Origin of the sequence: Acetobacter sp., assembly GCF_047721705.1 — a bacterium.
In the GTDB taxonomy this organism is placed as follows: domain Bacteria; phylum Pseudomonadota; class Alphaproteobacteria; order Acetobacterales; family Acetobacteraceae; genus Acetobacter.
This window is the reverse complement of the sequence record NZ_JBDNXK010000074.1, coordinates 1-15,853: the sequence shown is the minus strand read 5'-3', so window position 1 is coordinate 15,853 and position 15,853 is coordinate 1. Positions and strand designations below refer to the sequence as shown.

The 15,853-nt window shown below is 60.6% G+C and carries 20 protein-coding genes; 17 read left to right on the top strand and 3 right to left on the bottom strand.

Annotated features, from left to right (window positions below):
• Positions 1–92: 92 nt before the first annotated feature.
• The 14 genes from ABF824_RS12255 to ABF824_RS12190 all read left to right on the top strand — a co-directional run bounded on the left by ABF824_RS12255 (position 93) and on the right by ABF824_RS12190 (position 9,088).
• Positions 93–635, top strand: a complete 543-nt coding sequence (locus ABF824_RS12255) for a hypothetical protein (RefSeq protein ID WP_062810081.1) — start codon at positions 93–95, stop codon at positions 633–635.
• Between the two features lie 151 nt (positions 636–786).
• A complete protein-coding gene (locus ABF824_RS12250; protein WP_007284689.1) occupies positions 787–1,182 on the top strand; it encodes a hypothetical protein in 396 nt (131 codons plus the stop codon).
• Positions 1,183–1,279: 97 nt separating this feature from the next.
• Positions 1,280–1,765 (top strand): hypothetical protein, encoded by a 486-nt coding sequence (locus ABF824_RS12245; RefSeq protein WP_231105603.1) that lies wholly within the window; start codon positions 1,280–1,282, stop codon positions 1,763–1,765.
• Between the two features lie 71 nt (positions 1,766–1,836).
• Complete coding sequence (locus ABF824_RS12240) at positions 1,837–2,100, top strand: hypothetical protein (protein WP_231105602.1); 264 nt, start codon at positions 1,837–1,839, stop codon at positions 2,098–2,100.
• Positions 2,097–2,330 (top strand): hypothetical protein, encoded by a 234-nt coding sequence (locus ABF824_RS12235; protein WP_010665809.1) that lies wholly within the window; start codon positions 2,097–2,099, stop codon positions 2,328–2,330. Before ABF824_RS12240 ends, ABF824_RS12235 begins: the two co-directional genes overlap by 4 nt.
• Positions 2,323–2,835, top strand: coding sequence for a hypothetical protein (locus ABF824_RS12230; protein ID WP_014095393.1), 513 nt, complete (start codon positions 2,323–2,325; stop codon positions 2,833–2,835). The genes ABF824_RS12235 and ABF824_RS12230 overlap by 8 nt, the downstream gene beginning before the upstream one ends.
• Before the next feature lie 46 nt (positions 2,836–2,881).
• Complete coding sequence (locus ABF824_RS12225; RefSeq protein ID WP_062810080.1) at positions 2,882–3,181, top strand: hypothetical protein; 300 nt, start codon at positions 2,882–2,884, stop codon at positions 3,179–3,181.
• A 290-nt stretch (positions 3,182–3,471) separates the two neighbouring features.
• The gene (locus tag ABF824_RS12220) at positions 3,472–3,657 is read left to right on the top strand and encodes a hypothetical protein (RefSeq protein WP_010665810.1); all 186 of its coding nucleotides are present in this window, start codon (positions 3,472–3,474) and stop codon (positions 3,655–3,657) included.
• Between the two features lie 644 nt (positions 3,658–4,301).
• Entirely contained in the window at positions 4,302–5,177 is an 876-nt protein-coding gene (locus ABF824_RS12215; RefSeq protein WP_007284719.1) for a DUF932 domain-containing protein, read from the top strand.
• A gap of 64 nt (positions 5,178–5,241) precedes the next feature.
• Positions 5,242–5,562, top strand: a complete 321-nt coding sequence (locus ABF824_RS12210; RefSeq protein ID WP_075624779.1) for a hypothetical protein — start codon at positions 5,242–5,244, stop codon at positions 5,560–5,562.
• 993 nt (positions 5,563–6,555) lie between these two features.
• Positions 6,556–6,975 carry a single-stranded DNA-binding protein gene (locus ABF824_RS12205; RefSeq protein ID WP_007284576.1) on the top strand — a complete coding sequence of 140 codons (420 nt, stop codon included), beginning with the start codon at positions 6,556–6,558 and terminating at the stop codon, positions 6,973–6,975.
• Positions 6,976–7,182: 207 nt separating this feature from the next.
• A complete protein-coding gene (locus ABF824_RS12200; RefSeq protein ID WP_007284575.1) occupies positions 7,183–7,392 on the top strand; it encodes an antitoxin VbhA family protein in 210 nt (69 codons plus the stop codon).
• A 12-nt stretch (positions 7,393–7,404) separates the two neighbouring features.
• Positions 7,405–8,472, top strand: coding sequence for a Fic/DOC family protein (locus tag ABF824_RS12195; RefSeq protein ID WP_415489311.1), 1,068 nt, complete (start codon positions 7,405–7,407; stop codon positions 8,470–8,472).
• 43 nt (positions 8,473–8,515) lie between these two features.
• Positions 8,516–9,088, top strand: a complete 573-nt coding sequence (locus ABF824_RS12190; RefSeq protein WP_231105564.1) for a DUF2726 domain-containing protein — start codon at positions 8,516–8,518, stop codon at positions 9,086–9,088.
• Here ABF824_RS12190 and ABF824_RS12185 read toward each other — a convergent pair.
• Genes ABF824_RS12185 through ABF824_RS12175 form a run of 3 tightly spaced genes read right to left on the bottom strand, consistent with a single transcriptional unit; the run spans position 9,053 to position 10,871 of the window.
• A complete protein-coding gene (locus ABF824_RS12185) occupies positions 9,053–9,289 on the bottom strand; it encodes a hypothetical protein (protein WP_231105563.1) in 237 nt (78 codons plus the stop codon). The genes ABF824_RS12190 and ABF824_RS12185 overlap by 36 nt on opposite strands.
• A 35-nt stretch (positions 9,290–9,324) precedes the next feature.
• On the bottom strand, positions 9,325–9,984 hold the full coding sequence (locus ABF824_RS12180; RefSeq protein WP_007284571.1) for a hypothetical protein: 660 nt from the start codon (positions 9,982–9,984) through the stop codon (positions 9,325–9,327).
• Positions 9,972–10,871 (bottom strand): hypothetical protein, encoded by a 900-nt coding sequence (locus tag ABF824_RS12175; RefSeq protein ID WP_007284570.1) that lies wholly within the window; start codon positions 10,869–10,871, stop codon positions 9,972–9,974. The genes ABF824_RS12180 and ABF824_RS12175 overlap by 13 nt, the downstream gene beginning before the upstream one ends.
• A 144-nt stretch (positions 10,872–11,015) precedes the next feature.
• Between ABF824_RS12175 and ABF824_RS12170 the strand changes: the two genes are divergently transcribed.
• The 3 genes from ABF824_RS12170 (at position 11,016) to mobF (ending at position 15,767) form a co-directional block, all read left to right on the top strand.
• Positions 11,016–11,330: a hypothetical protein gene (locus ABF824_RS12170; protein WP_180952909.1), complete on the top strand. Its 315-nt coding sequence runs from the start codon at positions 11,016–11,018 to the stop codon at positions 11,328–11,330.
• A 454-nt stretch (positions 11,331–11,784) separates the two neighbouring features.
• Entirely contained in the window at positions 11,785–12,105 is a 321-nt protein-coding gene (locus tag ABF824_RS12165; protein ID WP_007284568.1) for a hypothetical protein, read from the top strand.
• On the top strand, positions 12,105–15,767 hold the full coding sequence (gene mobF / locus ABF824_RS12160; RefSeq protein WP_075624537.1) for a MobF family relaxase: 3,663 nt from the start codon (positions 12,105–12,107) through the stop codon (positions 15,765–15,767). The genes ABF824_RS12165 and mobF overlap by 1 nt, the downstream gene beginning before the upstream one ends.
• Positions 15,768–15,853: the final 86 nt, after the last annotated feature.

Genomic DNA, 15,853 nt, shown 5'->3' with positions numbered 1-15,853 from the left:
CCCTTATTATATCTTGTATATAATAGAGACACCGGGCGGGAAAACGTGGGGGGATCGTCCCCCTCCCCGTCCGAACATGGGAGGGTAAACCTATGTCACTTCTTTCCGGTCTGATGGGCTTTCTGTTCCGCTCCAAAAAGATGCCACCTCGCCCAAATCCGGCAGACGTTCTTGATCGCGCCATCACCGACACGCAGGCATGGTACAGCCGCCTGTCCGACCGGCTGGATGATACCTCGGAAGATTCCTATGCGACCCGAAACGAGCTGCGTGATCGGATGTATTATGTCCAGCACTTCGAAGATGCGATGAAACAGGCCAAGGCCACCAGTTCCATGACCGTCGATCTCAGCATCAGGTATGGCGTGTATGATGACCCCGAGGACGACGCGATCGCCCGTTATGAAGCCGCATCATGCGGCCTGGAATATGTCCCCGACGAGCAGCGCGAAGAGGCCGAGTATGCGAGTGCCCTATGGGGTATCACCGAGGTACAACAGGCGCTGGAAGCGGCGGGCTTTACCGTCCTCACCGGCTTTCATGCCTACCTGATCGACCCTGAAGAAAGCCAGCGCGCGATGGAAGCCTTCCATGCCGAGATACTGGCCGAGCAAGAGCAGGCAGCCTGCGCCTGAATCCGGGAGAGAGGCCGTCTTGCCGGCCTCTCCACCATTCGCGAGAAAAATTTCATTTTTCTCTTGAACCCTCTTTATTATATCTCGTATATATTAGAGGCGGGCCGGGAGGATAAAACCGTTCGATCCGTCGCACAGGGAGGATAGCCCTATGTCCAAGGAAGACCACGCCGAAAAACAGGTATCGCCTCTTCACAATACCTTGCCGCTGATCCGGCTGGATCGCGACGAATACAGCACGATTTCGGCGATGAAGACAAAGCCGGATCTGATGGCCTACTGGACCCGTAAGGGCCGCGTTCGCGCCTGCGAAGCCGCCGTCCTGCCGGATCTGTGGGTCACGACCATCGGCAGCGACGGCACCGAGATCGAGGGGCTGATGCTGTCATGCCTGTGGGAAGGTCCACGGGACCAGCGCACCAGCTACGATCTGGACTCTGTTTATACCGTCCTGGTCCCCTTCATCGGCTTCGGTCGGGTGGCGGGCTGGATGACAACAGATACCGTTCTTTCCCGTATCGACAGCACGGGGCTGCGTATCGACTGAAACGATTCAAAAAACAAACGGGTTTTTCTTGTGATTTCGTCAGGAGGACCGCAGCATGAATGCCATATCGTCAATAAATGCGGGCCGGAAGCACAGCATGACGCAGACAGATGACAGTCCTGCGAATGGCAAGCGAACCGGACCCGTGGCAGACGCGGTTCTTGCCCTGCGCATCATGGTCGATGCACGGACCGAAGCGAAAATGGTCCTGATGGATCTTACGAGCTATGTCGATGCCGTGGCCCATCTGGAAGCCAAACTGGCAGAGGAAGCAGAACGCCAGAATATTTCGGCAGATTTTGAAAAACTGGCCGAACATAGTCTCGAAGATGCCCTGCGCGTGGTTGAGTTCGAGCTGGACGAGCTGATGGCCCATCTCATGAGCTTGGCCGTGGCGATGAAAGCAGAGAATGCGCCGGTCGAGCGTATCCGCTCATGGGTGCAAAGCGCGGCCGATTCATACGGGATGGCCTTCCGGATCATGGTCCCCGTATGGCGGCTCAGGTCACTGGTCGATGCCGCCTTGCGGGAACCGCCCCCTGATGACGCTGAGCCAGCCGGGGAAGCTCACTTGGGCGACTAGACCAGCAAGCACGGACGATCGTGGTGAATGTCCGTGTCTCTATTATATCGCGGATATAAAAGGATGAAGCGATGACTGATCGTGTGAGATACGAAGCTCTCGTCCGCCGCTATGAGCGGATGTCTGTTGCCCGGCCGGGATACCCGGTCGGCGCCGATGGCCCCTTTCCCGCACATATCTGCGTGGGGTCGGTCCGCTTGCCCGTCCAGATGGAGGGCGGCCGGATCGTGGCGCTTGGCACCCACCCCCTGCCCCGCCAGGTCCTCGCGGATCTTCTGGCCGGGCTAGAGCGTGCGTGCCGGGTGTCATCGCGTATGGGAGGGCTGGTGTCATGACCTACCTCGCGCCGCGACGGGTGGCGAAGCATCGCCATGTCTATCTGGCCGGCCCGGACCTGTCGGTCCTGGCCGTCAAGGAAAGCCGGGACACGGCAGCACGGTCGGCCGTGCAGCTCGCGCGCAGGCGCGGCATGTCGGTTTCCCTATGGGCAATGGACCAGAAATTGCGGCCCGGATCGAAGATCCGGCCCCGCTATGGCATCTATCTCGGAGAGGCGCATGTTTGACCCTGCCCACGGCAGCGGGCGGCCGGCTCTCTCGTTATTATATCCGATATATGTTAAAGGAGAGGATCTGTGCCTTGAAAGAGTTTCGATGTCTGAATCCGCGTCTGCTGTCCCTGTCCTTGATCGCACCCCGCGCCTGACGCTGTTCCGCGTCAAGCCCGCCGTGCGCCGGCAGCTCGAAGAGTATGTAAACGATAACGACACCTCCATGCGCTGCGCCATCCTTCAGGCGCTGAAGACGATCGGCGTGCATGTGGAGCCCGAGGATCTGGTACCCGAACGCAAGCGGCGTCTCAAACCGCATACGGGCGACGACACGGGCGAGCTGGTCGGGCTCTCCGTCAGCCTGCCGGTCTATGTCCGCGTAGCGGCAGAACTTTGGATGCGCGAGCATCCGGGAATGCGCCTCGTGAACATGGTCCTGACCGGACTGAAGGAGATGGGCTTCGAGATTGATGACGAAGACCTGACCGCAAAATGGACCTGGAAACCCTTTGTGGGGTGACGCTCACAGCCCGCCAGCTCAAACCAACAAACCACGGAAAAGACCCATGACCGCGAAACAGGACAATGAACGGGCGGCGCTGGCACGCCTGATTAAAATTGCAAAGGGTGACACCGGACAATCGCGGCGTGTCGCGGATTTCCTGCTGGCATGGTGGAATGCAGGATCGTGCGGATCGTTTGATCTCACGTCGCTATGGGCGCTCGATAGGGCCATCGTGGAAGATATGACAGTCGTTTTCGGTCTGATTGGTCAGGCCGGCAATTACCCCGATCAGCTCGATCCTGCCCTTGGCCCGGAATTCGCCGCGATCATCGCGCAATGGCGACCGGCACTGGCCGACTAACAGCGATCGGCCTGTCATCCCACGTCCGCCTTCGCGGTTCCTCTCATGACATGCGCCACCATGAGGGGAACCGCGTCTTTCGTCATGGCGCAGCGAGCAGTGTCCCGTACGTCCCGATGATCCTCTGCACGACTGCTTCGTTGGCCGCCGCCCCGGAGCACGAGTTCAAAAACGCGGCACGCCTTGCTGCCGTTGCACCTGGCTCGTATCCCCAAAAGCCCCATACCTGAATACTGAAAAATTCTCCGACCGGGCCGCTGCAACCTGCACCTGTCGCCGGCATTCCGGCCATGCACAACAAAGCCGCACAGGGCTCCGCATGGGCGGCCGGTGAATACGAAACAGCACCGCCGATCATTGCTGCCCCGATCGCAATAAACAGTCTCTTCATGGCTGTGATTCCCTGTTCGTGGGAACAGAAATTTCGCAGAAAATTACATTTTTCTCAATTAAAACTGCACCAGACCGCCATTTAATCAGGTTTTACAAATCAGATCGCTTGTTCCTGTTCCCTAGATGACCTGTTCTGATGATGCGTGCGAGTTTTTTCGGGGGCTTGATCTCCGCTCTAGTTCGTAAGGCCGCGAGCCAGGTGCGCTGCACCTGTCTCCCGGCCAACTCACCGGAGCCAGCCGCCGCCCTGCGCTGCGCTGCGCTGCGGTCGCCGTCTGTCTCCGCCCATCCGGGTAACGATCGGAAGCCCGGTATGTCCCCCCGGTGCTCGCCCCCCCAAGGGGGGCTGCGCTGGTGCCAGCAGCCTCGCTCCGGTCTAGGGGATCATCCACCCCATCTTCCTGCGCTCCCTTTGGTCGCTCCGTGCAGACGGGTCCCCTGAGATGACCCCTAGACCTACGCTGCGTTGCCGGCGGATCTGAAGGTGTCGGGACGAAAGGCGTCGCTGCGCTGCCTTTCGCCCTGCCGCTGGCAGGTCGAACGAAAGGCTGGGGCTTTGATCCGGTTTTTGGCAAGCGGTTTTTTCGTGCTGAACGGGAATTTTTCCGGAGAATTTTTGCATTTTTCTCTTGCCAGACCCTTATTATATCGCGTATATAATAAGGGCACCGGACGAAAAGGAGGGAGACGGTCTCCCCCATCACCGGGGCCACGGGAGGGTAAACCCATGAATCACTTCGTTTCTTCTCGCTTTTCCCGCAATCTCGGCCGCGATCCGCTGTCCGACGAAGCCCTGCGCCATCTGGCGAAGTCCATCTTCGCGGAAGACAAGCACGAGAGCCGCAGCGACCGATACGCCTACATCCCCACTTATGAAGTGCTCGCGGGAATGCGGAAAGAAGGCTTCGAGCCGGTCTATGCCAAGCAGGGCGGTTCGCGCGTGCCGGGCAAGGCGGATTTTACCAAGCACCTGATCCGCTTCCGTCACAAGGGCGAAGCCGGAACCGTCCGCAAGGTCGGCGGCATCTATCCGGAAGTCGTGCTCGTCAACAGCCATGACGGCACGAGCGCCTATAAGGTCATGGCCGGGCTGATGCGTCTGGTCTGCCTTAACGGGCTGATGGTGTCAGATCGGGAGCTTGCTTCCGTGTCCGTCCACCACAAGGGCGACGTGATGGCGCAGGTCATCGAGGGCAGCTTCAAGGTGCTGTCCGAGAGCTGCCGCGCGGTTGAAGCCGCAGACGCTTGGTCCGGTGTCACCCTGAACCATGACGAACAGATGATCCTTGCCGGGGCGGCCCATGAAATCCGCTTCGGGGAGGAAGCCGAAACCCCGATCGAGCCGCGCCAGCTTCTGGCCCCGCGCCGCCGTGATGATCTCGGTTCCGATCTGTGGACCGTCGGAAACGTGGTGCAGGAAAACGTCATCCGGGGCGGTCTCCGGGCATGGGGGCGCGATGCCAACGGCCGCCGCCGTCGCGTGTCCACCCGCGAAGTCAAAGCCATTGATGCGGACGTGAAGATCAACCGCGCCCTGTGGCGTCTCAACGAGGAAATGGCCCGGCTGAAAGGAGGCGGAGCATTCATGCAGGACGCCGCCTGATCCCGTCATCCGGCACGCCTCACCCGAGGCGTGCCCCCCTGCCCTTCAGGATGGAACGTCACCCATGAGCGAAGCATTCGAAATTGCGCAGACCATTCCCACCGAGCGCCCCTTGAGCTTCGACGAAGCCGCCGCCCTTGTCCGCTCACACGTCGGGACACCGCAGGATGTCGGCTATCAGATGTTCGACAATATCGCCTCGGCCGTCAAAGCCCTCTCGCACCAGAGCAGACTTGCCGGGGCCGATTATGATTGCCTGTCATGTGGCAATGGCTGGACCTATGAAGGCATCGACCCCGCACCCGACCCGGCCACCTGCCCCTTTTGCGGAAGGGAGGGCAACTCGCCGTTGAGGGCATGGGAGGGCGAATGCAAAGACATCTGACTCCGGGGGCGATATGCCCCCATTTCCGCGCGCGCCGAACCGGAAGCCCGCTTCGCGGGCTAAGAGTAGCCGGGCGGCCTACCGGCCGCCGTATCCTCTATCGTATCCTCTAACGTGTCCTGTTCCGTATCCTCTGGTGTATCCTGAATTGGCCAATTTTCGCACTGATGCCGCACAGGCTGGGTGCTTGTGCGATCTGCGTTTGGGGGCTTGATCTCCGCTCTAGTTCGTAAGGCCGCGAGCCAGGTGCGCTGCACCTGTCTCCCGGCCAACTCACCGGAGCCAGCCGCCGCCCTGCGCTGCGCTGCGCTGCGGTCGCCGTCTGTCTCCGCCCATCCGGGTAACGATCGGAAGCCCGGTATGTCCCCCCGGTGCTCGCCCCCCCAAGGGGGGCTGCGCTGGTGCCAGCAGCCTCGCTCCGGTCTAGGGGATCATCCACCCCATCTTCCTGCGCTCCCTTTGGTCGCTCCGTGCAGACGGGTCCCCTGAGATGACCCCTAGACCTACGCTGCGTTGCCGGCGGATCTGAAGGTGTCGGGACGAAAGGCGTCGCTGCGCTGCCTTTCGCCCTGCCGCTGGCAGGTCGAACGAAAGGCTGGGGTTTTGAAGGGGTGGATGAAAGGGTAATTTTTGGCGGGAAACCGCCATTTTCTGTGTGAAAAACTGCATTTTTCTCTTGCCTCTCCCTTATTATATCGTGTATATAATAAGGACACCGGGCGGAAAGCCGGGGCCAGTCCCCAGCCGCTCGGTGGAGGGAGGGTAAACCCTATGTCAGATGTCTATCTGTCTGTTTTCGCCGGAGTATTCGGTGTTTTAACCTTTGTTTTCTTTGCCGCCGCGTATCTGTCGGAAGTCCCAGAGGCTCCGTCAGAAGGCGTTCTGGAAAACCCGCGCTGTCTTCTTTGTGGCGCTCTTGCCTGTTGCTGTTTTGGCAGCTTCGTCGCGCTGATGTTCTGCCTCACACTTATCAATCATTGAAGGAGCCTAACCATGTTCCCATCCATCAATCTCTCTGGTCGTGTTGGCAAGGATGCGACGCGCAAGACGTTCGGCAACGGCGGCGGATATGTGGTTTTCCGCGTAGCGTGCTCGAAGAATGTGCGTTCGCAGCAGTCCGAAACCGGCTGGCGCGAGCTGACCGAATGGGTCGAAGTCCGCGTCGATCTCCGGCAGGAGAAGCGCGCCGAGTATGTCGAAAAGAATGCGACACAGGGGCGGCAGGTTGAGGTCCGGGGCGATCTGCGTTCGGCCACTTTCCGGCCGCAGGGCGCAACCAATGATGTCACGATCTGGTACGTCGATCCGACGGATTTCGAATTCAAGGGCCGTCCCGCACAGCAGCGCGGGCAGGGGGCCGATGCTCCACCGGCCGACCAGTGGGAGGGAGAAGATCCGTTCGACCGGAAATAAGCAGGGGAGGGGAGCCGTCTTCGGGCGGCTCTTCACTTGCTTTTTCAGGCCCGTTCGCGCACATGCTATCGTGTCGTCGCGTGACGGGTTTACCCTCCCATATTTGCTTCGCAAGATGCAGACACGCGGCGACACCATCCCCATAAATTCTTGGTTCCGCTTGCAAAATCGGCTATTATGACCGCTTACCAGTCAGGAGCGAGCGTGATGGGACAGACCCTTTCCGCCAGACCGATCAGCGCAGAAGAATCCGCGCAGCGTCGTCGCGCCGTCGAGGAAGCCCGGGCGGCAAACTACCGGCAGGGATACGTCCATGATCCGGTTCTTGAAGAGGCGAACGAACGCTATATCCGGGGCGTGATTTCGCTCGAAGACCTGCGCCGCGAGATGCGCGACGCCATCCGGGCCGGTCGCTAATTCGCGGCCGCCATGAGTACCGGCGATCCGGGGCGCGGTTATACCTATCCCACCAATTCCAACGATCCGGATCAACAGGATGTCTTGCGCAACCGGCTGGACCTACGGTCGCGCGCGGCACTCAATCGGGCCGAATACAGGATCACCAGTGACCGCATGATCGACATCCGGCTGGGTTCAGGCCCGGCCGGTAATTTCGATGCGGCGCACCTGAAAGCCATTCACCAGCATCTCTTCGGCGAGATTTACGAATGGGCCGGACATACGCGCAACGAGCGGCCCGTTGTGGATGGACGGCCGGTCGAGCCCATCGAATTCATGACCAAGGGCAGCACGACTTTCCTGCCGGGTTCGAGGCTCGATCGCGGGCTGGCCGAGGCATTCCGGCCGATCCGTGATCCCGATGTCCTGAAGGGCTCTAACGTCGAGCAGTTTTCCGCCGTGGCCGGTCGCGTCATGTCCGAGCTTAATTTTGTCCATCCTTTCCGCGAGGGAAATGGGCGGGTTCAGGAAGCCTTCATCGCCACGCTTGGGCAGAAGTACGGGCATGATGTCGATTTCTCCGTTATCACCAAGCCGCGAATGCTGGCCGCCTCCATCGCGGGTGCTGATGACCCTGCCAACCCGGCCATGCGTCATCTGGTCGAGGACGCGACGGACCGGGGAAGGGTGGCCGCCCTTCGGACAGCGTTTGAGCATCTGCGACAACAGGGTGCGGAGCCTTTGGCCCAGGACGTGCGGACCGCGCGTCCCGGCGAACAGATCACGGGCGTACTGGTCGCCACAGATACGCACAGCAGCAGCGTGAACACGGGAAAGGGCATCATCGTTGTACCGACGCAAGATCTCGGCCGCCAGAAGGCGGCCGCCGGCGACGACGTGACCGTGACTGTCAAATCCGGGTTCTCCGCAGCAGCGGCAGACCGCACAGCGCAGGAAAAGCCCGCCACCAGCCAGCGCGCTGCAAGCTACTGGGCCGGCCAGGTGCAGAAAGGGCAGGGTGCGCGATCCAGCCCCGCAGGCGTTATGAAGGAACCGGACGCGCCCGCGGCCAAACCGCGAGGCCCGAAGCTCCGCTAACCGGAAGGACCGCGCCCTGTTTCTTTCTCTCGAAACGCTCTGGTTGATTGGCGGCTCCTGCGTAATTGGTGCGGTCGTATGGCATGTCCGCCGCCGGCCGCTTGGCAAGGCAACGCCGGCGACGCTCTCGGCCGACACGCCGGCCGAGAGCGTGCAGGAACCGCCCGAGCAGAACCAGACAGGGCGGGAAGCTATCCTGCGCAAACGCTATCAGCCCAAAGCCCTTCTATCGGATTGGGAACGCCGTGCCCTTCTTGCCTTTCGGGCGCAGATTCCGGCCGGACACTATGTCTGCCCGCAGGTGCGGCTTGCGGAGCTGGTAAGCATCGTGGTCGATCCACGCCGCTTTCCCGAGGCGTTGAATCGGGTAGCCGGTAAAAGTCTCGATTTCGTGGTGATCGAACTGGCGACGGGGCGGCCGGTCCTTGCCATCGAACTCGATGATAGAAGCCACCAGCAGCGACAGCGGCAGGACCGCGACCGCTTCGTCAACGATCTGATGGAAGCCCTCAACATTCCGTTGCGACGCTTTACACCGTCGATGATGCTCGACGTTTCCGGGCACTTCGCGCCCGGTCCGTCAGCGCGTCAGGTACTCGCGCGGCCAGCGCGCTAAAGCAGCCAGCGCCGCACATACTCCGCCCGCGATGAATGTCTTGTACGCAATGAGGATTCCGGCTGACCAGAGCAGCGACGCACCATGAATGAAGCAGAGCACCGCCAATATGGCGGCCGGAAGGCCGACGGCAAAAGCCAGCAGGGAGGCAAACGGGCGAAGCGCAAGCCGCAGGCCCGGATTGAGTGACATTCTCCGCATAGTCTGCCCTCCCTTATGATGCCGTGTCCCTGACTTTATTTGTTGTCCTGTGCAGCAGGAGGCCGAGGCGGCTCAAGCCAGAGCGGCGCGGCGCAAGCCTGTCGCCCGCCCTGATCGAAAGCATGAGCGCGGCAGGCCGATAGGACAGCCGGAATGTCGTTGTTCCGGACCAGTTCAATCAGGGCCGTCTCAGCGCCCGGGCCATGCTCCTGTAGCGCCGCGAACAGTGCCCCCTTGTCGTAAAGACCGTTCGTCCTGCCGTTTTTCCAGCCCGTGCCGTATCCGACACAGGCCGCCGTGATGGCGAGCACTCCGGCAATGCCGCCCGCCATGAGCAGCGTCTTGAGCTTGACCGTGCGTTCCTGAACCTTCACCTGCGAAGCGGTCAGCTTCAGGAGTTGGGGAGCCAGTTCCTGAACGATACCGGCTTTCTGGCCTTCAAGTTCCAGCCGTCCAGCTTCGACCGCATCGCTTCGCGCGCGATCGAGGTCCGCGCTGATGTCGCGATACTTGTTGAACGTCGCCTTGTAGAGCGCGGCCTGAGCACCCAGCGTCTCGGACATCGCGTGCAGGGCAACACCCAACGGATCATCCGTCAGGTGCGCCTTGGCAATCGCCAACTGTAGATCCTGTCTTGCGCTGGCGATCGCGCCTTCAAAATCGTCTGCCGGTTCGTCCTGGCTTACGGAAGCCATGACATGATCCCAGCAAACCGGCGGTCCATCGCTTCGAGCCATGTCCGGACCTTCGAGCGGTCGAACATCCCGAGGGGAGGCGTGGTCAGGCCGTCGCGCGCGGCGCTGAACAGGCTCCGGCGGCTTTCGACGGCTGCCGCCGCATTGAGCCGGGGCATCCACAGCGGGACCGCCCCGTCCGTGACTTCATCCACGACCACGGCGCTTGTCAGCAGGCGGCCGAATGACTGATCGCGCGTGTGACCGATTTCCTTGGATGCCTCGTTGAACACGATCGCCCGCGCGTCCGGCGAAAACCCGCGATCGCGCAGTGTTGCAATCGGGGCCAGATCATCGACCTGCGACCCGACCAGCGAGATCAGGACGGGAACCGCGCCGGCCTCGGCAATCGCTGATGCGAAACCCGGCATTTCGGCCGCCGTCTCGCGCAGCGTGGTGTCGCCGCCGCCAAGATCGAGAACCGCCGTTGTCTGGTTTTCGACCGCGTATTCGATGAACCGCTGCATCCACTGCGCAACGCCTGCCGGATCGTCTGTGTTCGGTCGCGCCACGTCCTGAAAATACGACGAGAACGACGCATTGGTTGGGTCCAGATCCGCCATGAGGATCGGCCGGTTGCCCAGCAGAGCACGCTCGGCCGCCCAGCGCAGGAATGTGGTCTTGCCGGTCTTGCCGCGCCCGTTGACGAAGACGATCTTCGTCTTGCCGCTCAGGTCCATGCCCTCGGCAATCACCGGCTCGGCTTCTTCGACCTTACGCGGCGTGAAGGGTTTAACGTCAAAGACCGGTTCCTGCGCGAGTGTCTGGTTCAGATCGAACTTCGCAGGCTGGACCGGCTTCTTGGCAGCAGGCGCAGGGTTTTTGTTGCCTGATTTCGTGTCGCTCATTATGATTCCTCAGTCTTTACAGGACGATTAGTTAGCATTGCTAAAGCATCGGCTCTTGAGCGTTTCGGCCGCTCAGGAGCCGTTTGCGTTTTTACCGCCTTGGGTTCGGCTGTCGGGGGCAGAGGGGTTCGCAGTGAGATCGGCTTGAACTCCGGTTCGCCTTCCTCCCTTTCCGGGGCCTGTTCCAGCCACGCAGGCGAGGGGTCCGCTGACGGTCTGATGGACGAGGCAGCAGGAGCCGGTTTCACGCCTCCCGAGACGACTGGCGTTCTCGCGGGAACCGCTCGAACTGTCGTCGCCTCTGACCTGTCCTTCCGCGCCTTGTACGCTTTCGCGCGCAAGATCGACCCTTTCATGGGCACCTCGGTTTTATACGTGATGCGCGCACGAGCCATCGCCCGGCCGACATCATCCCAGGACCAGCCCGCACTCACCATCGCACTAAGCTCCGGCTCATGAGCGCGTATCCACGGCATCACCTGATCCTGTGGGGTCCAGTCCTGGCTGAACCGATCCGCAGCCTCCTGCAATTCCTCTTCAGTGCGAGGACGTTTGCTCGGAACTCCACGGATCGTCTGTCTGTTGGCGTTTTTCATGGCTTGAGAAAAATTGCATTTTTCTTCTCGTCCGTCACCTTCTTTTTTTATTCCGTAGCCTCTAGCGTGCCCTCTAACGTATCCTCTGATGTGTCCTCTTTCGTGTCCTGATACGTGGCCTCTTTCGTATCCTCTATCGTATCCTTCCATGAGAGGTAGGAGGGTGAGGGGGGAGTGGCGTTTTTTCTACAGACTAAGTCATGCTAGACGCATGGGGTAAAAAGGTGCGAAAAGAAGGCACTGATTCCGGCGCATCGCCTTCCGATTCATTGCTCACGTTTTCGTGATAATGCCGGGAATAAGGAGCCCGAACCCTCATGGCGAAAGACACCGACGGGGCCTATCTCGCCCATGTTTCCGATACGCTGGAAGAGCACGGTAAGCAGCTCTCGGCCATTCAGACCGTCCTCGGGATGATGCTCGACACGCTTCAGGCGCAGACCGAAATGCTGACCGAAGTGCTGGCAGCCGCCAGAGACGAGCCGGGGGATTCTCCGGTCGCGCAGGCCCTCACCAACCTGACCGCCGCCGTGGGCGAGAATACCCAGGCCGTCAACACAATGGCCGAAAGCATGAATGATATGGCGTCTCTTCTTGTCGCTTCCGGTCACGAGGCGTCCGATACCCCGGCACCCTGATGCTGACCTATCGGACAGGCGCGGCCGGGGCCACGTCCGCCGCCAAGGCCATGAGCGAGCATCTGCTTCAGCAGACCCTTCCGCCCGAGATGGCCGTGATGGCGGAGTACTACGCGCAGGGTGTAAGACCCCCGACCCCGGCCGAGGCCGCTGCCACCCGCTATGCCGGCACCACGAGCGGGATGGATGACCTGGCCGACACGCTGGCAATGGAAATCGACCGCCTGCGAGAAGCCACGTCCGATTCGGACGACGTGCTGGCAGTCCGCGCAGCCGGAACCTTCGTGGCGGCCAATCTGATCGACCGGGCCAAAGCCGAGGAATTGTTGCAGCAACGCGCCGTGCCCTTCACTGCCGACGCACTTGATAGCGAGATCCGCAACGCCAGCGCCGCCCGCGACTACAGTAGTGCGACAGCCGTCCCGCGCCGGGACATGAATCCCGAATTGGCCGCACGACTTGGGATCGACCCCACGAAGGGCCTGACACCGGCCGAAGTCGCTCACCTTCTGAACGGGCAACGAGCAGACGGACAGGATATTCCGGGGAAGACGAAAAGATCGGCCACGGAAGCAATCGGCAAAATCTTCGAGATGGATGAAAGCCGATTGCCCACGAGATCCGAACTGGAAGCCGTTCTGGCGGGCAAGACGGTTTCTGGCGGCGATATACCTGCCAAGAAAGCTGAACGGGCTGTACGGCGTTTTACGGCCGTCCTTGGTGCCGATGCGGCCAGCCTGACCAATGACCAACGCGAAAATATCCTGTCCGGGCGTATGGCCGACGGGCAGGAGTTGAGTGTGTCCGAATATCACGAGCGCATGGACACCAGTCGCGCCCGGATCGGGTATGTGGATTTCACCTTTTCCGCCCCCAAATCGGTTTCCGTTGCATGGGCATTCGCCCCGACAGAAGCCGAGCGCGGAATCATCCTTCAGGCACATCACGACGCGATCGCCTCAACCATGCAGGAAGTGGAAAAGGTGATCGGACGTGCGCGGAAAGGCGACGCCGGAAAAGATGGCTGGGACCCCGCATCCATCGGCTGGGTGTCCTTCGATCATTATACGGCACGGCCGACCGTTGAGGTCATCCGGACAGACGACCAGGGCGAGGTCTTTACCGAGCTGCATACGCTCCGTCAGGGAGGGGGCCGGGTGCCAGGCGATATGCAGCTCCACACGCATACTGCCATTCTGAACGCGGCACTGACCGACGAGGGCCGCATGGGCGGCCTGTGGCTCGATCAGCTTAACGGCAAGGTCAAGGAGTGGGGCGCCGTCTATCAGGCCCACCTAGCGACGAACCTGCGCAAGCAGGGGGTCGATATGGTGCTGGACGAGCGGACGGAAATGGGCAGGGTTGCAGCCATTCCCGAGAGTGTCTGTGAACAGTTCAGCCGCCGCACACTTTCAGGAACGGCCGCCGCGCGTGCCTATGCGGCAGGGCAGGGCCTTGATTGGGATACCCTCGATGCCAAGCGCAAAATCGGCCTTATCAAGCAGGGGGTGCAAGATCCGCGCGGCGCGAAGTCGGACGATCTTACCGACATAACCTCATGGCAGCGCACGGCCGCAGAGATCGGATACAAGCACCGGAGCATTCTCCGGCCCGATGAAATCGCACCCGAGCGCGATCGGGCCGAGCGCCTGGAACACGCCTATGAAGCTGCACAGCATGTCTTTGACAAGCAGCTTCAGCAGCGCGCATCTCTTGACGGTTCTGATGCCCGGATCGCCGCCGCCAAAGGATTGATCGCAGCGGGGATCGACACAGCAGCCGACATCAACGCCGTGACCGCAGCCATGCGCAATCGCGGCGTCCGCCAGCACGGACGGCAAACCTCCCTGATTTGGGGAGAAGTCAAAGACCCGGAAGGCAGAGAGCGGGTCGGAATCACGACCGCCCTTCACGAAAGCGAAGAGCGCGACCTGATCCGCATGACGCGCGAGGCCGCGAAGGATCGAAGCGGCGCGCTCACGGACAAGCAGATTGACCAGGCCGTCAAGGCCCATCCCGAACTCAGTTTCGAGAGCGCGCACGGGCAGGCCCAACGCACGATGATGGAGGATCTAGGGAAGGGCGGTCAGGTCGTCGTGGGGATCGGCGTTGCAGGTTCAGGAAAAACCACACTCCTGAAGCCGCTCGTAACCGCGTGGAAGCAGCAGGGCCGGGACGTTCACGGCATCGCCTTGGCCTGGCGACAGTCCGACGATCTGTCTGCTACGGGTATGGAAGTCGCCAAGACCCGCGCTCTGGAATCCTTCCTGCACCGGATCGACAACGGCAAGCTCAAACTCACCAAGAAATCCGTCGTCGTCGTTGACGAACTCAGCCTCCTGGGCACACGCCAGCTCAATGACATCCTCAGGAAGCGAGAGGACATCGGCTTCAAGCTGGTGATGATCGGCGACCCGAAACAGATGCAGTCCGTTGAGGCGGGCGCGGTTATCGAATTACTGCAACGAGGGCTGGGCAAGGAAAACATACCCCTCTTGGGGACGTCCACGCGCCAGATTCAGCAGGAAGAGCGCGAAACCACCCTTATGTTTCGCAACGGGCAAACCGAGGAAGCCGTCAAGCGGAAGGCGGAAAATGGAACCCTGCGTGTTGCACCGGGAGGCTACGAGGAAGCCATCAAGGCCGTGGTCGATCTCTGGCAGCAACGCCGTACGGAGAATGCCGATCGCGACAAATACACCCTTTCGATCTCCACCCTGACGAATGCTGACGCCCACAACATCAGCCGCGCGATCCGTGATCGCCGGCGTGAGCTTGGGGAGATCAGCGCGGATCTGATTACCATCAAGGCACAGGCTACCGGAGAAAATACCTCCTATGACCTGTCCCTGGCACGCGGCGACAAGGTTCGCCTGTTCCAGCGGACAAATGCCCGCTTCCTCGACACCAATTCAGGCGGGAATCTCGGCCGCAACGGCACTGTGGTTGAAGTCCGTGACGTACGCGAAGAGGGGCTGGTTCTGCGAGGGGCCAATGGTCGGGATGGACTGGTAAAATGGGACTCCCTCAAGGATAAGGAAACCGGTCGGTTTCTACTATCCTATGGGGACGCGATGACCACCAATACCAGCCAGGGTGTCACCGTCACCGAGCATATTTTTGCCATTCCAGCCGGGTCACGGAATGTCACGGCGTTCGGTGCTTACACTTCGTCCAGCCGACACCGGGAGCAGACCTTTATCGTCACATCGGATGGCGCTGAACGGAGCGAGATTGCCGGCCGACGGCCTCTGGGGGATCAGCGTACAATTACCGCAACCGATGTCCTGAAAAATATCATCCGGAACTTCGAGCGCCAGCCCGAAAAAGAGACAGCACACGCCCTTCTGGAACGAGCGGAAAATATCCGGCGTGGCACCGTACGCGCTATGCAGCAGACAAAACAGGGTCTGGAAGCACGGGAAGGAAAGGGCAAGCAACGTGCTACTCTGGCAGGCCGCTTCTCAACCCGCCGGCATGAGCAGAAGGCAGCCGAGGGCCTTAAAAACACGGCTGAAGTCATGAAGGACCGAAAAGGTATGATGGATCGGTTGCGTGAGATGACCGAAGCCTTGAAAGCGAAGGTCAGAACCATTCTCTCACGCAAAACCGAAGCCAAAGCGCAGGAAAAACAAAAGAAGCGGCGCACTTTACATCTATAAGATAGGATTGTATCTGATAATCATGATTTACATAATTTTTTCTTTATACATATCATAAAATATCCACATACAATACATAACTATTT